This is a genomic window from Actinacidiphila guanduensis, assembly GCF_900103985.1.
In the GTDB taxonomy this organism is placed as follows: domain Bacteria; phylum Actinomycetota; class Actinomycetes; order Streptomycetales; family Streptomycetaceae; genus Actinacidiphila; species Actinacidiphila guanduensis.
In genome coordinates this window covers 340,604-358,450 of sequence record NZ_FNIE01000009.1, presented here as the reverse complement: position 1 = coordinate 358,450, position 17,847 = coordinate 340,604, and the positions used below count along the sequence as shown (strand labels likewise).

General features: G+C 73.3%; 14 protein-coding genes and 2 pseudogenes. 9 read left to right on the top strand and 7 right to left on the bottom strand.

Features of this window, described 5'->3' with window-relative positions; all coding sequences use genetic code 11:
* Positions 1 to 92 precede the first annotated feature (92 nt).
* From sdhC to BLR33_RS21620, 4 genes are read left to right on the top strand one after another with little or no spacing between them, the layout of a single operon-like run.
* Positions 93 to 473: a succinate dehydrogenase, cytochrome b556 subunit gene (gene sdhC / locus BLR33_RS21635; RefSeq protein ID WP_093786200.1), complete on the top strand. Its 381-nt coding sequence runs from the start codon at positions 93 to 95 to the stop codon at positions 471 to 473.
* A 7-nt stretch (positions 474 to 480) separates the two neighbouring features.
* Positions 481 to 963 (top strand): succinate dehydrogenase hydrophobic membrane anchor subunit, encoded by a 483-nt coding sequence (locus tag BLR33_RS21630; protein ID WP_093786199.1) that lies wholly within the window; start codon positions 481 to 483, stop codon positions 961 to 963.
* Between the two features lie 28 nt (positions 964 to 991).
* On the top strand, positions 992 to 2,746 hold the full coding sequence (gene sdhA / locus BLR33_RS21625; RefSeq protein ID WP_093786198.1) for a succinate dehydrogenase flavoprotein subunit: 1,755 nt from the start codon (positions 992 to 994) through the stop codon (positions 2,744 to 2,746).
* A complete protein-coding gene (locus BLR33_RS21620; RefSeq protein ID WP_093786197.1) occupies positions 2,746 to 3,519 on the top strand; it encodes a succinate dehydrogenase iron-sulfur subunit in 774 nt (257 codons plus the stop codon). The genes sdhA and BLR33_RS21620 overlap by 1 nt, the downstream gene beginning before the upstream one ends.
* Before the next feature lie 319 nt (positions 3,520 to 3,838).
* Here BLR33_RS21620 and BLR33_RS21615 read toward each other — a convergent pair whose 3' ends face one another.
* Together BLR33_RS21615 and BLR33_RS21610 are read right to left on the bottom strand one after the other, a co-directional pair.
* Positions 3,839 to 5,383, bottom strand: a complete 1,545-nt coding sequence (locus BLR33_RS21615; protein ID WP_093786196.1) for a sensor histidine kinase — start codon at positions 5,381 to 5,383, stop codon at positions 3,839 to 3,841.
* Positions 5,380 to 6,123, bottom strand: a complete 744-nt coding sequence (locus BLR33_RS21610) for a response regulator transcription factor (protein ID WP_176930368.1) — start codon at positions 6,121 to 6,123, stop codon at positions 5,380 to 5,382. The genes BLR33_RS21615 and BLR33_RS21610 overlap by 4 nt, the downstream gene beginning before the upstream one ends.
* 187 nt (positions 6,124 to 6,310) lie before the next feature.
* On the opposite strand from BLR33_RS21610, the gene BLR33_RS21605 reads away from it, so the two are divergent.
* Positions 6,311 to 9,172, top strand: a complete 2,862-nt coding sequence (locus BLR33_RS21605) for an MMPL family transporter (protein WP_093786195.1) — start codon at positions 6,311 to 6,313, stop codon at positions 9,170 to 9,172.
* 519 nt (positions 9,173 to 9,691) lie between these two features.
* Positions 9,692 to 10,453, top strand: a complete 762-nt coding sequence (locus BLR33_RS21600) for a TetR/AcrR family transcriptional regulator (protein ID WP_407639708.1) — start codon at positions 9,692 to 9,694, stop codon at positions 10,451 to 10,453.
* A 16-nt stretch (positions 10,454 to 10,469) separates the two neighbouring features.
* On the opposite strand, the gene BLR33_RS21595 is transcribed toward BLR33_RS21600, so the two are convergent.
* A complete protein-coding gene (locus tag BLR33_RS21595; protein WP_093786194.1) occupies positions 10,470 to 10,787 on the bottom strand; it encodes an SCO4848 family membrane protein in 318 nt (105 codons plus the stop codon).
* A gap of 118 nt (positions 10,788 to 10,905) precedes the next feature.
* Between BLR33_RS21595 and BLR33_RS21590 the strand changes: the two genes are divergently transcribed.
* Entirely contained in the window at positions 10,906 to 12,369 is a 1,464-nt protein-coding gene (locus BLR33_RS21590; protein ID WP_245771556.1) for a D-alanyl-D-alanine carboxypeptidase family protein, read from the top strand.
* Here BLR33_RS21590 and BLR33_RS21585 read toward each other — a convergent pair.
* The 4 genes and pseudogenes from BLR33_RS21585 to BLR33_RS21570 form a co-directional block, all read right to left on the bottom strand.
* A pseudogene (locus BLR33_RS21585) lies at positions 12,293 to 13,225 on the bottom strand (YihY/virulence factor BrkB family protein); the annotation flags it as partial. The gene BLR33_RS21590 and the pseudogene BLR33_RS21585 sit on opposite strands and share 77 nt — an antisense overlap.
* The gene (locus tag BLR33_RS21580) at positions 13,213 to 13,752 is read right to left on the bottom strand and encodes a GtrA family protein (RefSeq protein WP_245771555.1); all 540 of its coding nucleotides are present in this window, start codon (positions 13,750 to 13,752) and stop codon (positions 13,213 to 13,215) included. The pseudogene BLR33_RS21585 and the gene BLR33_RS21580, both read right to left, overlap by 13 nt.
* Positions 13,749 to 14,702, bottom strand: coding sequence for a decaprenyl-phosphate phosphoribosyltransferase (locus tag BLR33_RS21575; protein ID WP_093786192.1), 954 nt, complete (start codon positions 14,700 to 14,702; stop codon positions 13,749 to 13,751). Before BLR33_RS21575 ends, BLR33_RS21580 begins: the two co-directional genes overlap by 4 nt.
* A 164-nt stretch (positions 14,703 to 14,866) precedes the next feature.
* A pseudogene (locus BLR33_RS21570) lies at positions 14,867 to 15,355 on the bottom strand (phosphatase PAP2 family protein); the annotation flags it as partial.
* A gap of 283 nt (positions 15,356 to 15,638) precedes the next feature.
* Here BLR33_RS21570 and BLR33_RS21565 point away from each other — a divergent pair.
* Together BLR33_RS21565 and BLR33_RS21560 are read left to right on the top strand one after the other, a co-directional pair.
* Positions 15,639 to 17,006 (top strand): FAD-binding protein, encoded by a 1,368-nt coding sequence (locus BLR33_RS21565; protein WP_093786190.1) that lies wholly within the window; start codon positions 15,639 to 15,641, stop codon positions 17,004 to 17,006.
* 40 nt (positions 17,007 to 17,046) lie between these two features.
* Positions 17,047 to 17,808 carry a decaprenylphospho-beta-D-erythro-pentofuranosid-2-ulose 2-reductase gene (locus BLR33_RS21560; RefSeq protein ID WP_093786189.1) on the top strand — a complete coding sequence of 254 codons (762 nt, stop codon included), beginning with the start codon at positions 17,047 to 17,049 and terminating at the stop codon, positions 17,806 to 17,808.
* Positions 17,809 to 17,847: the final 39 nt, after the last annotated feature.

Sequence of the window (17,847 nt, the reverse complement as noted above, 5' to 3'; positions counted from 1 at the left end):
CGGGGCCGGTGGACCGTACCCGGCCGGGCGTGACCGACTAGCAAGCAATCGACAGCCGGCAGCCCCCGTCCCGCTCCCGGAGGGTATTTTTCGTGCCGGCTGGAACGCTGTACCGCGGCCGGGAAGGCATGTGGTCCTGGGTGGCTCACCGAGTCACCGGTGTCCTCATCTTCTTCTTCCTGTTCGTCCATGTCCTCGACACCGCCCTGGTGCGGGTCTCCCCCGAGGACTACGACAAGGTCGTGTCCACCTACAAGACGCCGATCGTCAGCCTGCTGGAGTACGGCCTGGTGGCCGCCATCCTCTTCCACGCGCTGAACGGCCTGCGCATCATCGCCGTGGACTACTGGACCAAGGGCCCCCGCTACCAGAAGCAGATGTTCTGGACCGTGATGGGCCTGTGGATCGTGCTGATGCTCGGCGCCATCTACCCCGTCCTCGGCCACGCCGCACGAGTGCTGTTCGGGAGCTGAACGACCCATGGCCACTGAAGTCTCCCCCGCCGACGAGCTGCAGCTGACCGGCTCCAGCGCCGCCTACAGTCCGGACAACCCCGCGCCGGTGATCGAACCCCCGCGGGCCCGCACCAAGCGCACCCCGCGCGCCACGCGCACCAACTTCGAGCTGTACGGCTGGCTGTTCATGCGGCTGTCCGGCGTCGTGCTGGTCGTCCTGGTGATCGGCCACCTGCTGATCCAGCTCGTGCTCGACGGCGGTGTCACCAAGGTCGGCTTCGCTTTCGTCGCCGGCCGCTGGGCCTCGCCCTTCTGGCAGTACTGGGACCTGGCGATGCTGTGGCTGGCCATGCTGCACGGCGGCAATGGCCTGCGGACGGTCATCAACGACTACGCCGAGCAGCCGAACACCCGCGTCTGGCTGAAGACGATTCTGTTCACCGCTGTGGCGTTCACCATCGTGCTCGGGTCGCTGGTGATCTTCACCTTCGACCCGAACATCCGCTAGGCCAGGGCCCGACAGGGAAGCGACCCCCATGCAGATCCACACGTACGACACCGTCATCGTCGGCGCGGGCGGTGCCGGCATGCGCGCGGCCATCGAGGCCACCAAGCGCAGCCGCACCGCCGTCCTGACCAAGCTCTACCCGACCCGGTCCCACACCGGCGCGGCCCAGGGCGGCATGGCCGCCGCCCTGGCCAACGTCGAGGAGGACAACTGGGAGTGGCACACCTTCGACACGATCAAGGGCGGTGACTACCTGGTCGACCAGGACGCCGCCGAGATCCTGGCGAAGGAGGCCATCGACGCCGTCCTCGACCTGGAGAAGATGGGCCTGCCGTTCAACCGGACGCCCGAGGGCCGGATCGACCAGCGCCGGTTCGGCGGCCACACCCGCAACCACGGCGAGGCCGCGGTGCGCCGCTCCTGCTACGCCGCGGACCGCACCGGCCACATGATCCTCCAGACGCTGTACCAGAACTGCGTCAAGGAGGGCGTGGAGTTCTTCAACGAGTTCTACGTCCTGGACCAGTTGATCACCGAGGTCGACGGCGTCAAGCACTCCTCCGGCGTGGTCGCCTACGAGCTGGCCACCGGCGAGATCCACGTCTTCCAGGCGAAGGCCGTCATCTACGCCTCCGGCGGCACCGGCAAGTTCTTCAAGGTGACCTCCAACGCGCACACCCTGACCGGCGACGGCCAGGCCGCGGTCTACCGGCGCGGACTGCCGCTGGAGGACATGGAGTTCTTCCAGTTCCACCCCACGGGCATCTGGCGGATGGGCATCCTGCTCACCGAGGGCGCCCGCGGCGAGGGCGGCATCCTGCGCAACAAGGACGGCGAGCGCTTCATGGAGAAGTACGCGCCCGTCATGAAGGACCTCGCCTCGCGCGACGTCGTCTCCCGCGCGATCTACACCGAGATCCGCGAGGGCCGCGGCTGCGGCCCCGACGGGGACCACGTCTACCTGGACCTCACCCACCTGCCGCCGGAGCAGCTGGACGCCAAGCTGCCGGACATCACCGAGTTCGCCCGCACCTACCTCGGCATCGAGCCCTACACGGACCCGATCCCGATCCAGCCCACCGCGCACTACGCGATGGGCGGCATCCCCACCAACGTGCAGGGCGAGGTGCTCTCCGACAACACCTCGGTGGTGCCGGGCCTGTACGCGGCCGGCGAGGTGGCCTGCGTCTCCGTGCACGGCGCCAACCGGCTGGGCACCAACTCGCTGCTGGACATCAACGTCTTCGGCCGCCGCTCCGGCATCGCGGCCGCGGAGTACGCGCACACGCACGACCTGCTGCCGCTGCCGGAGAACCCGGCCGCCTTCGTGGAGGAGCAGGTGACGCGACTGCGCGAGTCGACCGGCACCGAGCGGGTCGCTGAACTGCGCAACGAGCTGCAGGAGTGCATGGACGCCAACGTGATGGTGTTCCGCACCGAGCAGACGATCAAGACCGCGGTCGAGAAGATCGGCGAGCTGCGCGAGCGGTACCGCAACGTCGCGATCCAGGACAAGGGGCGGCGCTTCAACACCGACCTGCTGGAGGCGATCGAGCTGGGCAACCTGCTCGACCTCGCCGAGGTGATGGCGGTCTCCGCGCTGGCCCGCAAGGAGTCCCGCGGCGGCCACTACCGCGAGGACTTCCCCAACCGCGACGACGTCAACTTCATGCGGCACACGATGGCGTACCGCGAGGTCGACGAGACCGGCACCGAGACGATCCGCCTGGACTACAAGCCGGTCGTGCAGACCCGCTACCAGCCGATGGAGCGTAAGTACTGATGAGCACCCCGACGCTCGAAGGGCACTCCAGTGCCCTGGACGCCGCCGAGAACACCGCGGCCCACCTGGTCGCGATCACGCTGCGGGTCCGCCGCTTCAACCCGGAGGTCTCCGCGGACTCCGAGTGGGTGGACTACCAGATCCAGGTCGACCCCAAGGAGCGCGTCCTGGACGCCCTCCACAAGGTCAAGTGGGAGATCGACGGCTCGCTGACCTTCCGCCGCTCGTGCGCGCACGGCGTGTGCGGGTCGGACGCGATGCGGATCAACGGCCGCAACCGGCTGGCCTGCAAGACGCTGATCAAGGACGTCAACCCGGACCAGCCGATCACGATCGAGCCGATAAAGGGCCTGACCGTCCTGAAGGACCTCGTGGTCGACATGGACCCGTTCTTCCAGGCGTACCGGGACGTGATGCCGTTCCTGATCACCAAGGGCAACGAGCCGACGCGTGAGCGGCTGCAGTCCGCCGAGGACCGCGAGCGGTTCGACGACACCACCAAGTGCATCCTGTGCGCGGCGTGCACCTCGTCGTGCCCGGTGTTCTGGAACGACGGGCAGTACTTCGGCCCGGCCGCGATCGTCAACGCGCACCGCTTCATCTTCGACTCCCGCGACGAGGGCGGTGAGCAGCGGCTGGAGATCCTCAACGACAAGGACGGCGTCTGGCGCTGCCGCACCACCTTCAACTGCACGGACGCCTGCCCGCGCGGCATCGAGGTGACGAAGGCGATCCAGGAGGTCAAGCGCGCGCTGATCACGCGCCGCTTCTGATCTCCTGACACGCCCCTGGCGCCGCTCGGCCCTTACCGGCCCCGCGGGCTTCGGGGCGCTGCGCCGGACCCCGTCCGGCGAGGCGGTGCTCGCCCCGCGATGTGTGACGGCCCCTGCTCCCCCGTGTGAGCGGGGGCCGTCTGCGTCCCGGGCAGGTGGTCAGGCACCGGCCGGCGGGACGATCCGGGGACGGAACCCGCTGCAAGCAGCGTAGGGCCAGGCACCGACAACGCGGTCGAGCCACGGCGCCGGCCGTACCCCTAAGATCCCTGAGCCCCTTGAGACACCTGAGACCCCTGGGACGGCGGCGCGGGGCGCGCTACGGGGCCGCCGGGAGCGGCTGTTCGGCGTGGGCGGGCAGGGTGACCAGGACGGTCAGGCCGCAGCCCGGCTCCGTCACCAGCTCCACCGTGCCGTGGTGCGCCTGGACCAGCGCCTGGACGATCGACATGCCGAGCCCCGCGCCCCCGGTGTCGCCCGCGCGGGCGGGCGCGGCCCGGTAGAAGCGGTCGAAGACGCGCTCGGCCTCGGCCGTGGCGAGGCCGGGCCCGGTGTCGGTCACCCGCAGCCGTACCCGCGACCCGCCCTCCGCGGCGACCTCCAGGGTGAGCGGGGAGTCGGCGGGGGTGTGCACGCGCACGTTGCTCAGCAGGTTGCCGATCACTTGGCGCAGCCCGGCCTCGTCGCCGTGGACGGCGGGCAGCGGGGCGCGGTCCGGGGAGCCGTCGGGCAGCAGCAGTTCCACCGGCCGTTCGGGCTGCTGGGCGGCGAGGTCGGCGGCCGCGTCGCGGACCAGGGCGACCAGGTCCACGGGGGCGAAGGCGAGAGCCGGGCGGTCCTCCAGGCGGGCGAGCGCGAGGAGTTCGTCCACCAGGCGGCTCATCCGCAGCGCCTCGGCGGAGACCCGGCTCAGCGCCCGCTCCTTCTCGTCGGCCGCCAGCATGCCCTTCTCGTAGAGCTGGAGATAGCCGCGGACCGAGGCGAGCGGGGTGCGCAGTTCGTGCGAGGCGTCGGCGAGGAAGCGGCGCAGCCGGGCCGTGGCCTGCTCGCTGTCGGTCAGGGCGCTCTCGATCTGCTGGAGCATCGTGTTGAAGGACGCGCTGAGCTGCTCGACCTCCTCCGAGCCGTGCCGGGAGCGCGGGATGCGGCGCGAGAGGTCGCCCTCGGCGATCGCGGTCGCGGTGGCCACCATGTCCTCCAGCGGGCTCAGCCGCCGGCGTGCGGCGGTCAGCGAGCCGGTGGCGAGCAGGGCGAGCAGCACCGCTCCGGCGGCGGCCTCCCAGATCAGGAGCTTGCCGAGGGCGTGCTTGACGCCGCTGAGCCGGATGCCGTGCACCAGGAGCGTGCCGTCGGGCAGCCGGGTGGCCATCACGCGGTACTCGGTCATGCCGGACCGCACGGTGGACGCCTTGCCGGAGCCGGCCAGGCGCGCGGGGTCGGGCACCGCGTCGGCCATCCTGTGCTGGTCGGCGCTGACCGGCTTGCCGAGTTCGCCGCCCTGGCCCTTGCACATCGCGGCCGGCTTGCCGTGCCGGTCGAGGACCACGAACAGGTCCTGCTGGAAGGCGTCGGCGACCGAGCTGCCGGCCTTGTCGGCCTTGCCGACCTGCAGCAGGTTGGCGAGGGTGCACAGCTGGCGCATCCCGCCGGTGCCGACACCGACCCGGCCGAGCGCGGAGTTGGAGGACTTCAGCGAGTCGTCGATCTGCCCGACGAGCACCATGTCGGTGGCGGCGATGCTGGCCGCGGCGGCGAGCACCAGGCCGACGGCGAGGAAGAGCACATTGGCGATGGTGAAGCGGCCGCGCAGCGACCGCGGGCGGGGCCAGAAGCCGCACGGCCGCGGACGCGGGTGCCCCTTCACCGCGGGCCTTCGGCGGCCGGCCGCGGCGGGCAGATGCCGTAGCCGACCCCGCGCCGGGTCTCGATCAGCGGCGGGCCCCACCGGTCCAGCTTGCGCCGCAGGTAGGAGATGTAGGTCTCCACGACGGTGGAGGACACCGCGCTCTCGTACCGCCACACATGCTGCAGCAGCTGCTCCTTGGTGAGGATGCGGCCGGCGTTGCGCAGCAGGTGGCGCAGCAGGTTGTACTCGGTGGGGGTCAGCTCGACCGGGTTGCCGGCGCGGGTGACGGTGTAGGTGGCCTCGTCCATCTCCAGGTCGCCGTGGCGCAGCACCCGGGCGGCCGGCGGGGTGCGGCGGCGGGTGCGGCGCAGCACCGCGTGGACGCGGGCCACCAGTTCGTCCACGCCGAACGGCTTGGTGATGTAGTCGTCCCCGCCCAGCGCCAGTCCGGCGACGACGTCGCGCGGGGCGTCGCGGGCAGTGACGAATATCACACCGAGGTCGGAGGGGTCGCCGGGGTCGCCGTCCGTGCGCTCGGCCGCGCGCTCCTCGCGCAGCGCGCGGCAGACGTCCCAGCCGCTGCCGTCGGGCAGCATCACGTCCAGCAGCACCAGGTCGGGCCGGTGCTCGCGGGCGGCGGCCAGCGCCTGCCGGCCGGTGGCGGCCTCGTACACCGTGAACCCGTTGTACTTCAGGGTGATCCGCAGGATGTCCGCGATGCCGGGTTCGTCTTCGACGATGAGCACGGTGGCGTCCATGGGGACCAGTATCCGGGCCCCGCGGCCCGTCACGCGCGGCCGAACCTTGGAGTTCCTTGAGAGAACGCGGTTCGGCTTGGTCCGGGCCAGGGGTGCCGCCGACGCTGAAGGCGGACCGGCATTCCGAAGGACCTGACCGCTGCCGGCCAGTCAAGGCGGGCCCGGAACCGCGGGCCGCCGTCGAGCGATGGGGGCTTGGACCGTGGCGGGTGTGGCGCGCTGGTGCTTTCGGCACAAGTGGTGGGTGATCGCGGCCTGGCTGGTCGCGCTGCTGGCCGTGGGCGGGGCGGGCCGGTCGGCCGGCGACGCCTACTCCAACGCCTTCTCCCTGAAGGGCACGGAGTCGGCGAAGGTGCTGGACCTGCTGGACAAGGCGGTGCCCGAGCAGTCCGGTGAGGCGGACACCGTGGTGTGGCACGTCGACTCCGGCTCCGTGCGCGACCAGGCGGTCAAGGCGCGGATCACGCCGATGCTGGCGAAGGTGGCCGCGCAGAAGGACGTCGGCGACGTGGTCAGCCCGTACACGCCGGCCGGCGCCGCGCAGGTCAGCAAGGACGGGCGCACCGCGTACGCCAGGGTGACCTACACCAAGCTCGGCAACGACCTGTCCAACGACCAGGCGCAGTTGCTGATCGACACCGCGCACAGCGCCGCGGGCGACGGCCTGCACGTGGAGGTCGGCGGCAACAAGCCGGCGCAGGCCGAGCAGCCGGTGCCCGAACTCGCCGAGGGCATCGGCATCGCGGCCGCCGCGGTGGTGCTCTTCCTGGCGCTGGGCTCGCTCTTCGGGATGCTGCTGCCGATCGTCACCGCGCTGTTCGGCATCGGCATCTCCTCCTCGGCGATCATCCTGCTCAGCCACGGCATGGACGTGGCCGACTTCTCGCCCCAGCTGGCCACCCTGGTGGGCCTGGGCGTCGGCATCGACTACGCGCTGTTCATCGTGACCCGGCACCGCAAGGCGATCCTGCGCGGCCGGAGCCCGGAGGAGGCCGCCGTCACGGCGCTCAACACCTCCGGGCGGGCGGTGCTGTTCGCCGGCGGCACGGTGTGCATCGCGCTGCTGGGCATGTTCACCCTGCGGCTGACCTTCCTCGACGGCGTGGCGGTGGCGGCCGCCCTGACGGTGGTGATCACGGTGGCCGCCGCCGTGACGCTGCTGCCCGCGCTGCTCGGTGTGCTCGGGATGCGGGTGCTCAGCCGCCGGCAGCGGCGCCGGCTGGCCGCCGAGGGGCCCTCCACCGAGGTCGCCACGGGCCCGGCCGCGCGCTGGTCGGCCTTCGTGCAGCGCCGGCCGCGGTGGCTGGCGCTGGTGGCCGTCGCCGTGATGGCCACGCTGGCGATCCCGGCGCTCTCGCTGCGCCTGGGCTCCTCCGACCAGGGCAACAACCCGACCACGACGACCACCCGCAAGGCGTACGACATGCTGGCGGACGGCTTCGGGCCGGGCTTCAACGGTCCGTTGACGATCCTCGCCGAGGTGCACGGGCCGCGCGACACCGCGGCGCTGAACGGCCTGGTGACCCGGCTGCGCTCCACCCCGGGCATCGCCTACGCCGCCGCGGCGCCGGTGAAGCCGGGCACCGGGGTCGCGCTGGTGCAGGCGGTGCCGACCACCTCCCCGCAGGACAAGGCCACCTCCGACCTGATCGACCACCTGCGCGATGACGTGGTGCCCGCGGCCGAGCGGGGCAGCACCATGCGCGCCTACGTCGGCGGGCAGACGGCGATCTTCAAGGACTTCTCCACGGTCCTGTTCGGCAAACTGCCGCTGTTCATCGGCGTGATCATCGCGCTCGGCTTCGTACTGCTGCTCTTCGCCTTCCGCTCCCTGGTGGTGCCGCTGACCGCGGCCGTGATGAACCTGGTGGCGGCCGCGGCCTCCTTCGGCGTGCTGGTCGCGGTGTTCCAGTGGGGCTGGGGCGGGGCGATCGCCGGACGGGCCGGGCCGGTGGACGCCTTCCTGCCGGTGATCATGCTCTCGCTGCTGTTCGGCCTGTCGATGGACTACCAGGTGTTCCTGGTCTCGCGGATGCACGAGGAGTGGGTGCACACCCGTGACAACGCCCGCGCGGTGCGAGTGGGCCTGGCCGAGACCAGCCGCGTCATCAACTCGGCGGCGGTCATCATGATCTGCGTCTTCGCCGCCTTCGTGCTCAGCGGCCAGCGGGTGCTGGCGATGTTCGGCGTCGGACTGGCCGGGGCGGTGGCGCTGGACGCGTTCATCCTGCGCACGGTGCTGGTGCCCTCGCTGATGCACCTGTTCGGCCCGGCCAACTGGTGGCTGCCGCGCTGGCTCGACCGCCGCCTGCCGCACCTGGCGGTGGAGCCGGCGGAGGAGGACGACACGGAGGCTGCTGCCGGGGCCTTCGCAGGGGCTGTTGCGGTGGCGGGAGCCGACGCGCGCGGCGCCGCTTCCGGCATGGGCTCCCTGGCGGCGGGCGGGCCCGGTGCGGGTGGGGCGATCGGCGCCGCCCGCGCGGGAGTCGGCGGGTCCGCGGGCACGGAGGGTGCGGCGGACGGCTCGGCGGACGGGCACCTCGTGCGGGGGCGGGTGACAGGGGCGGCCGGACTGCCGGTGCCGCACTCGGAGTTGACGCTGATCGCCTCCGACGGGCGGCAGGTGGCCCGCGGACAGGCCGGGCAGGACGGCACCTTCGCGCTGCCGGCCCCGCGCGGCGGTTCGTACGTCCTGGTGGCCAACGCCCCAGGGCACCACCCGCAGACGGCGAGCGTGCTGACGGGCACCGGCCCGGTCGACTGCGACCTGCGGCTGACCGGCACCGGCACCCTGGCCGGCACCGTCCGCCGCGCGGACGGCCGCCCGGTGCAGGACGTGCGGGTGGTCCTGCAGGACGCCGACGGCCACGAGGTCGCCACCCTGAGCACCGGTGCGGACGGCTCCTACTCCTTCGACAACCTCTACCCGGGCCGCTACACCCTTCTGACCCAGGGCTACCCGCCCTTCCCCGCGACGGTCCGGATCCCGGACGGCGGCGAGGACGGCGACGGCGACATCGACCTGGAGCTGACCCTCTCCTCCGACTGAACCCGCTGCCCTCGCAGACTCCACCGCAGAGCGCAACACCCCTCTCCAGGACCGGGCCCGGCTCCTCCCCCCCGTGGGAGCCGGGCCCTTCTGCGTGCGCGGGCCGCAGCCCGGCAGCCGACCACGACGTACAACCTCGTCGGCCTTTCCGCACGCTGGGCGGGCGCCCCAGAACTCCCCGACGGGCACCAACTCGATTACCGCATCGGCGAACTGGGCATGTGTCAGGACTTGAGCATGTTCAAGAACAGGTCTAGCCTCCTAGGCGTCGGAGTGTTTTGAACACGTTCAACTTTGGCTCGGCCACCGCCTCCGACGGCCGGGCGCACCGGGCACGCAACGGCCGGCGGCAGGAGGGGGGCCGCCGGCCGGTGCGGACGCGTGCGCGGGCTGGGAGGGGGCCGGTCCGGATAGGCTCGACGGGTGGAGGAGACGAACGACCGCGGCGCGGCGCCCGGCCCCGTCGTCCCGGGCGGCGGCACCGGGGGCGCCGGGGGTGCCGGGAACGCCGCCGCGGCGGTGGCCGCCGGGGAACTGCCCGGCGGCCGGGCCCGCCCGAAGACGGGCAAGAGCGAGCAGACCCGGGCGGCGATCCTCGGCACAGCGATGCGGCTGTTCCAGGAGCGCGGGTACGACAGGACGACGATGCGCGCCATCGCCCAGGAGGCGGGCGTCTCGGTCGGCAACGCGTACTACTACTTCGAGTCCAAGGAGTTCCTGATACAGGGCTTCTACGACCTGATGACGCAGGACCACGCCCGCGACGCCACCGCCCGCATGGAGGGGATGCGCGACTTCGCCGAGCGCCTGGAGACCGCGCTGGCCTCCTGGCTGGACTGCGCCGCCGAGTACCACGGGTTCGCCGCCCAGTTCTTCCGCACCGCGGCCGACCCCGACAGCTCGCTGAGCCCGTTCTCCAACGAGTCGCACCCCGCCCGCGCCACCGCGGTGGCCCTGTTCGCCGACGTCCTGGGCGGCTCGGACCTGGCGCCCAAGCTCGACGCCGAACTCGCCGAGCTGCTGCCTGACCTGCTCTGGCTGCATCTGATGGCCGTCGTCCTGTACTGGGTCTTCGACCGCACCGAGGACACCGCCCGCACCCGCGAGTTCGTCCGCCGCTCCACCCCGCTGGTGGCCCGGGTGATCGCCGTCAGCCGCTACCGGGCCTTCCGCCCGCTGGTCCGCGACGCCACGTCGCTCATCCAGGACTTCATCCTGCCCGCCATCGGCCGCACCCCCCTGCCGGCCCCGCCCGCCCCTGCCGGGAAAGGCCGCCGCTGAGCCCCCTGGCGGCCGCTCAGCGGGTCAGCGCGTCCCGCTCGGCCGGGGATGCCTCGGCGGCGCCGTCCGCCTCTCCTGCGCCCGCCGCGGGCTTGCGGCGAAGGGCGAGCAGTCCGCGGATGCCGAGGACGCCGATGACGGTGCCCAGGATCGTGGAGACGATCGCCAGGGTGAGGTGGATCCAGAAGTAGGCGGTCGGGTGGGAGTGGTCGCCGTGGTGGAAGGCGAGCCCGCTGGCGTCCTTCCAGAGGTTCTTCACGAAGGTGGTCCACACCATCCAGGACCACGCGCCGAAGGCGACCAGGAACCACGAGACACGGCGGCTGAGCTTCATACGTACCAGTATGGGCGGCCCGTTCCCATGGCCGCGCCCGGGGGCGTGCGCAGTCTCACGTCACTGGTGTCCCACGGGCCGGTACCGGGCACGGTACCCGGCCCGGTACGGTCGCCGGGTGTCCAAGACCGCGTCCTCAGCCCTGACCCGAGCCCGCACCCGCCTCCCCGTGCCCGGCGCCGCCCGGTCCTCGGCGGCTCCCGGGACGGCCCGGAAGGCGCCGGCCGACCGGGCGGCGCGAATACCGCGCGCCTCCAGAGCGCCCAGGGCCGCGCGGGCCGCGCTCGCCTCCTTGGCGGCGGCCGTGCTCCTGGGCGGCACCGTGATGGCGGGCACGGCCCAGGCGGCGCCCGCCAAACCCGCCACACCCAAGCAGCCCGTGCCGCCCGCGGCCATGTCCAAGGTCGGCGGCGACCGGCTCGGCCTCCCGGGCACCCAGGTGAACGCCGCCCCGGGGGTGCCCGCGCTGCCCAAGGGCCTGACCGCCCGCTCCTGGATCGTCACCGACGCGGAGACCGGCGCGATCCTGGCCGAGCACAACGCGCACTGGAAGCTCGCCCCGGCCAGCACCCTGAAGATGCTGCTCGCCGACATGCTGCTGCCCAAGCTCCCCCAGAACGAGGTGCACAAGGTGGCTGCCTCGGACCTGGCCGGCATGGGCGCGGGCAGCAGCCTGGTCGGCATCAAGGAGAACCTCACCTACACCGTGCACGACCTGTGGCTCGGCGTCTTCCTGCGCTCGGGCAACGACGCGGTGCACGTGCTGTCGGCGATGAACGGCGGGGTGGCCGCGACCGTGGCCGACATGAACGCCGAGGCGCACGAACTGCAGGCCGACGACACCCACGTGGTCTCGCCCGACGGCTACGACATGCCCGGCCAGGCCAGCAGCGCCTACGACCTGACCCTCTTCGCCCGCCAGGGCCTGCAGAACGCCGACTTCCGCGCCTACTGCTCCACGGTCACCGCGGAGTTCCCCGGCGACTACAAGAAGGCGAAGAACGGCAAGCCGGTCCGCGAGCACTTCCAGATCCAGAACACCGACCGCCTGCTCGCCGGGGACTACGACCTCAAGCCCTACCCGGGCATCGCCGGTGTGAAGAACGGCGACACCACGGACGCGGGCGCCACCTACACCGGTGTCGCCCAGCGGAACGGCCGCACCCTGCTGGTGACGGTGATGCACCCCTCGCCGGGCCACAACCGCGTCTACCGCGAGGCGTCCTCGCTGCTGGACTGGGGCTTCAAGGCGGCGCCCACGGTGCAGCCGGTGGGCACCTTGGTGCCGCCGCTGAGCAAGGTGCACCCGAGCACCGCCGCCACCCCGGCGCCCAGCGCCTCCGCCAAGGGCGCGAAGGTCTCGGCGGCGGCCGAGACCACGGCGTCCTCCTCCTCGCGCGGGGTGTGGGCGGCCGTGGGCCTGACCGCCGCGACCCTGGTGGTGCTGGCCGTGGTGGTCATCGTCGTACGGCGCCGTCGCCCGCTCCCGTCCGCGGTGGGTGCCAGCGGTGCGAGCCGCTCTGCGGGCCCGTCCCGGGTGCCCCGTCAGCGGCGGGGGCTGCGCTCGCACCGACGCCGCTGACACCGGCCGGGCCGTGCTGCGTCGCCGTCCAGGCGGCGCAGTACAGCAGCAGCTTGGCCATGAAGTTGAACCACAGCAGCAGGGCGATGGGGGTGCCGAAGGCGCCGTAGATGTTCTTGCCCGCGACCTGCCGCAGGTAGCCGCTGAGGGCGACCTTGAGCACCTCGAAGCCCACGGCGCCGATCAGGGCGGCGGTCAGCACGGCGCGGCGCGGCGGGTCCACGCCCGGCAGCAGGGTGAGCAGGTAGAGCAGGATGAGGAAGTCGGCGAGGACCGCGAGCAGGTAGCCGACGAAGGTGAGCAGCGCCCGTCCGGGGCTGTGCTGGTCGATCCCGGCGCGGTCGGCGGTCCAGGTGACGGCGGCGGTGGCGAACCCGGAGGCGCCCAGCGAGACCAGGACGGCCACGCCGAGGCCGAGCAGGATGCCGGCGTCCAGCAGCTTGCCGACGATCGGGTTGCGCTCCTCGTTGTCCTTGCGCCACACCGCGCGCAGGCAGTCGCGCAGCGAGCCGACCCAGCTGACGCCGGTCAGGACCAGCAACAGGGCGCTGATCAGGCCGACCGTGCCCGCGTTGCGCACCAGCCCGGCGATGTCGATCTGGCCGGCGATACCGGGGATCTGGTCGGCGATCTTCCGCTCCAGCCGGTCGAGCTGGCTCTGCGACAAGGTGGCCGCGCCGACCGCGGCCACCACGGCGAGCAGCGGGAAGAGCGACAGGAAGCTGGTGAACGTCATGGCGGCGGCCAGCCGGGTCCAGTGCACCTCCTGGAGGTGGTCGAAGGCCCGCCAGGCGTGGGTGCGCATCAGCCGTGCCACGCGCGGCCCGATCCACGGCAGCCGGGTCAACCAGTCCATGTCGCGCGGTTACCCTCGCTTGCGGCCCGCACACCCGCAGCGTGTCGGGGCCCTGCCTGCGTGTCACCGCCCGCTGCGTCCTGGCGGCGGAACACCAGGGTGCGGGTGCCCCAGAAGCGCAGCGCGGTGGCCAGCGCCATGCCGACACCGAGCCCGGAGACGACGTCGTCGCGCGGCGCGGTGCGGCCCAGGACGTAGTGCGAGAACGCCAGGCAGGCCAGCTGTACCAGGGCCCCGGCGAGGTTGACGGCGACGAAGGCCCCGTAGCGGCGGGCCCGGCGGCCGCCGGGGGCGCGGTCGCGGTAGGTGCCCAGCGCGTTGCCGGCGTAGGCCACGGCGCACCCCGCGGCAAAGGAGACGGCCTTGGCGGTCAGCGGCCCGAGGCCCGCGCTGTCGCGCAGCCACAGGAAGGCGGCCAGGTCCGCCGCATAGGCGGCGCCTCCGGCGAGCGCGAAGCCGGCCAGCTCGCGGTGCAGGCCGCGCGGGCGCCGTGCCCCCGAGGCGGTGGCTGCCCCGGCACGCCTCACGAGTCGGCCACGGCGAGCACGTACAGCAGTCCCCAGGCCAGGGCGATCACCAGCAGCGGCCGGTCGCGCAGCACCACGTCCTCTGGCTCGCCCGCGGTGCCCGCGTCGGCGAAGACGGCGTAGCGGAGTATCGAGAGCGTGAAGGGCACCATGGACAGCTGGCGCCAGGGCAGCAGGCCGTGCGCGGAGCTGCCGCTCTCCAGGGCCCACAGGCAGTAGCCGAGGATCGCCACGCCTGCGGCGAGCTGCCACACGAAGCGCAGGTAGCCCACCGTGTAGGAGCCGAGCAGCGCCCGCGAGGCGCCCAGCTCGCCGTCCTGACCGCTCATCAGGACCAGTTCCGAGTAGCGCTTGGCGGCCACCATGAACAGCGCGCCGAAGCCGGAGGTGATCAGGAACCAGCGCGAGAGGGTGATGTCCAGGGCGAGCCCGCCCGCCATGGCGCGCATCAGGAAGCCGGTGGTGACGATCACCAGGTCGACCACGAGCATGTGCTTCAGCCGTATGCAGTAGGCCAGCTGCATGGCCACATAGGCGGCGAGCAGGGCGGCGGTGTCGCCGTTGCAGGCAAGCGCGGCGGTTGCGGGCGCGGCGAGGGCGAGCACCAGGCCGGCCGCATAGGCGGCGGCCACGGGCACCTGGCCGCTGGCGACCGGGCGGTGCCGCTTGACCGGGTGGGCCCGGTCGGCCTCGGCGTCCCGGGCGTCGTTGATCAGGTAGACGGCGGCCGAGCAGGCGGTGAAGAGCACCAGCACGGCCGCGAGGCGTATCGCCTCATAGGCGTCCAGGGGGCGGGCGGCGGCGAAGGGCGCGGCCAGCACGAGCCCGTTCTTCACCCATTGGCGCGGCCGGGCGGTGCGCACCAGCCCGGCGGCGACCGACCATCCGGAGCCGGCGGTGACCGGGGCCGCGGAGGCGGCCTGCTCGATGACGGCGGCGGGCTCGGTCATCGCGGCTCACCTCCGGCGAGGGCGCCTTGGAGCGTCCGGACGCCTTGGACGCCATGGCGGCGGAGGGCGCTGTGAAGGGCGTCGAGGGCCTCGATGCCTTGGCCGGCTCCCTTGATGCCGGGCCCGTCCTCGCCGCCAGGGGTGCCGGGGAGGGCCGCCAATGCCCAGGCGCGGCCGAGACGTGCCGTGGCCGCGCCCAGCAGGGCGCCGAAGGCGACGTCCGAGGGGTAGTGGACGCCGGCCACCAGGCGCGAGGCGCACACCGCCGCCGCCGCCGGCCGCAGCGGCACCCTGGGGGCCAGGGCGCCGAAGGCGAGCGCGGCCGCGGCGGAGGAGCAGGCGTGCGCGCTGGGGAAGCTGTGCCGGCCGGCGGTGCGCACCAGGGGCGCGGTGCCCGGCGGCAATTGGGGGCGCGGCCTGCGTACCAGGCGCTTGGCCGCCATGGCGGCCACGTGGGCGGTCGCCACCAGGGCGGTGGCGCGCAGCCAGGCGGTGCGGCGGTCGGGGTCGGCCGCGGCGCCCGCGGCGCCCACCGCGAGCCAGAGGGCGCCGTGCTCGCCGGCCAGGGACAGCACCCTGGCGGCGGGGGCGGCGCAGGGGACGGCGGCGCAGGCGCGCAGCGCGGTGAGCAGCTGGCCATCCGGGGAACGCACCGGCCGCACCTCCTCGGCAGTCGTCGGGCTCAGCGGTCGCCGGGCGCCGGCTGGGCGCACGACAGGGTTCTCCGGCCGGACCGGGCGAGCGGGCGGCGCGCCCGCGGACAGGCGGCGGGCGGCGCCCGAAATCGTACGATTCGGCCATCGGACTGCGGATGCTTACCGTGCGGCCGCCCGCCTCACGCCTTCCGCTCGCCCGTTCCGGTGAGAAAACCGGCAGTCGCTCAGTTTTCTCACCAAAAAGGGCATTTCACCGACCTTCCGGCGATACGGTCCGGACATGCCCGTACCGCTCGCGCCGGCCACCGCGCCCGTCACCGGCTGGGGTCGCACCGCCCCGACCGTCGCCCGGCTGCTGCGCCCGGGAACGTACGAGGAGGCCGTGGCGGCGGTACGGGCCGCAGACGCGCGCGGCACCATCGCCCGCGGGCTGGGCCGCGCCTACGGGGACGCCGCCCAGAACGCGGGCGGCGCGGTCCTGGACATGACCGCCCTGGACCGCATCCACGAGATCGACGCCGTGGGCGGCGTCATCACCTGCGACGCGGGTGTCTCGCTGCACCGCCTGATGGAGGTGCTGCTGCCGCTGGGCTGGTTCGTGCCCGTCACCCCCGGCACGCGGTACGTCACCGTCGGCGGCGCCATCGGCGCCGACATCCACGGCAAGAACCACCATGTGTCCGGGTCCTTCAGCCGCCATGTCCGCGCCCTGGAACTGCTCACCGGCGACGGGGAGACCCGCGTGGTCACCCCGCAGGACGACCCGGAGCTGTTCTGGGCGACGGCCGGCGGCATGGGGCTGACCGGCGTCGTCCTGGCCGCGACCATCCAGCTGCAGTCCGTGGGGACCACGTTGATGACCGTGGACACCGAGCGGGCCGCCGACCTGGACGACCTGATGGCCAGGATGACCGCGACCGACCACCGGTACCGCTACTCGGTCGCCTGGATCGACCTGCTCGCGCGCGGCGCCCGCACCGGCCGCGCGGTACTCACCCGCGGCGACCACGCGCCCCTGGAAGCGCTGCCGCCGCGCGCCCGGCGCGACCCGCTCGCCTTCCGCCCCCGCCGGCTGCCCGCCGCCCCCCGCCTGCTGCCCGACGGGCTGCTCGGCCGCACCACGGTCGGCCTGTTCAACGAGCTGTGGTACCGCACCGCGCCCCGCGAGCGCCGGGGGCAGCTGCAGCGCCTCGCCGCCTTCTTCCACCCGCTGGACGGCCTGCCCGAGTGGAACCGGATCTACGGCCGGGCCGGCTTCGTGCAGTACCAGTTCGTCGTCGGGCACGGCCAGGAGGAGACCCTGCGGGCCGTGGTGGAGCGCCTGGCCGCCCACGGCTGCCCGTCCTTCCTCGCCGTCCTCAAGCGCTTCGGCGACGGCGACCCCGGCTGGCTGTCCTTTCCGATGCCCGGCTGGACCCTCGCCCTGGACATCCCCGCCGGGCTGCCGGGCCTGGCGCCGCTGCTGGACGAGCTGGACCAGCAGGTCGCCGCCGCCGGCGGCCGGGTCTACCTCGCCAAGGACTCCCGGCTGCGCCCCGACGTGCTCGCAGCCATGTACCCGCGGCTCGACGACTTCCGCTCGCTGCGCGCCCGCCTGGACCCGCGGGGCGCCATCACCTCCGACCTGGCGCGGCGGCTGGCACTGTGAGGCCCGCGCCCCTCGCCCCTGTGACGTAGGGAGTTCGCTCATGAAGGACGCGTTCGGGGCGCCGCAGTCCCTGCTGGTGCTCGGCGGCAGCTCCGAGATCGCCCTGGCCACCGCGCGCCGCCTGGTCGCCCGGCGGACCCGGCGCGTGTACCTGGCCGGCCGCCCCTCCCCCGCCCTGGACGCGGCCGCCGAGCGGCTGCGCGGCCTGGGTGCCGAGGTGGACACGGTCGTCTTCGACGCCCTGGATCCCGCCTCCCACGAGGAGGTGCTCGGCAAGGTCTTCGCCGAGGGCGACATCGACGCCGTGCTGCTCGCCTTCGGCGTCCTGGGCGACCAGGCGCACGACGAGCAGGACCCCATGGCGGCGGTGCGGGTCGCCCAGACCAACTACACCGGCGCCGTCTCCGCCGCCCTGGTGTGCGGGGCCGCCCTCCAGCGCCAAGGGCACGGCTCGCTCGTCGTGCTCACCTCCGTCGCCGGGGAGCGGGCCCGCCGGGAGAACTTCATCTACGGCAGCAGCAAGGCCGGACTCGACGCCTTCACCCAGGGGCTCGGGGACGCGCTGCACCCCTGCGGCGTGCACGTCATGGCCGTGCGGCCCGGCTTCGTGCGCACCCGCATGACGGCCGGCCGCCCCGAGGCGCCCCTGTCCACCACCCCGGAGGCGGTGGCCGCGGCCATCGAGTCCGGCCTGCGCCGCCGCGCCGAAACCGTCTGGACCCCCACCGCCCTCCGCCCCGTGATGTCCGCCCTCCGCCACCTCCCCCGCCCCCTCTTCCGCCTCCTCACCACCCCCCGCTGACAGGGTCACCCCGGGGGGTTCGAGGGGCACGGGGAACGG

Coding starts and splice junctions, on each gene's coding strand:
- BLR33_RS21630 (WP_093786199.1), top strand. CDS start 481: ATGGCCACTGAAGTCTCCCCCGCCGACGAGCTGCAGCTGACCGGCTCC.
- sdhA (WP_093786198.1), top strand. CDS start 992: ATGCAGATCCACACGTACGACACCGTCATCGTCGGCGCGGGCGGTGCC.
- BLR33_RS21620 (WP_093786197.1), top strand. CDS start 2,746: ATGAGCACCCCGACGCTCGAAGGGCACTCCAGTGCCCTGGACGCCGCC.
- BLR33_RS21610 (WP_176930368.1), bottom strand. CDS start 6,123: ATGGACGCCACCGTGCTCATCGTCGAAGACGAACCCGGCATCGCGGAC.
- BLR33_RS21605 (WP_093786195.1), top strand. CDS start 6,311: ATGGGGGCTTGGACCGTGGCGGGTGTGGCGCGCTGGTGCTTTCGGCAC.
- BLR33_RS21595 (WP_093786194.1), bottom strand. CDS start 10,787: ATGAAGCTCAGCCGCCGTGTCTCGTGGTTCCTGGTCGCCTTCGGCGCG.
- BLR33_RS21575 (WP_093786192.1), bottom strand. CDS start 14,702: ATGACCGAGCCCGCCGCCGTCATCGAGCAGGCCGCCTCCGCGGCCCCG.
- BLR33_RS21565 (WP_093786190.1), top strand. CDS start 15,639: ATGCCCGTACCGCTCGCGCCGGCCACCGCGCCCGTCACCGGCTGGGGT.
- BLR33_RS21560 (WP_093786189.1), top strand. CDS start 17,047: ATGAAGGACGCGTTCGGGGCGCCGCAGTCCCTGCTGGTGCTCGGCGGC.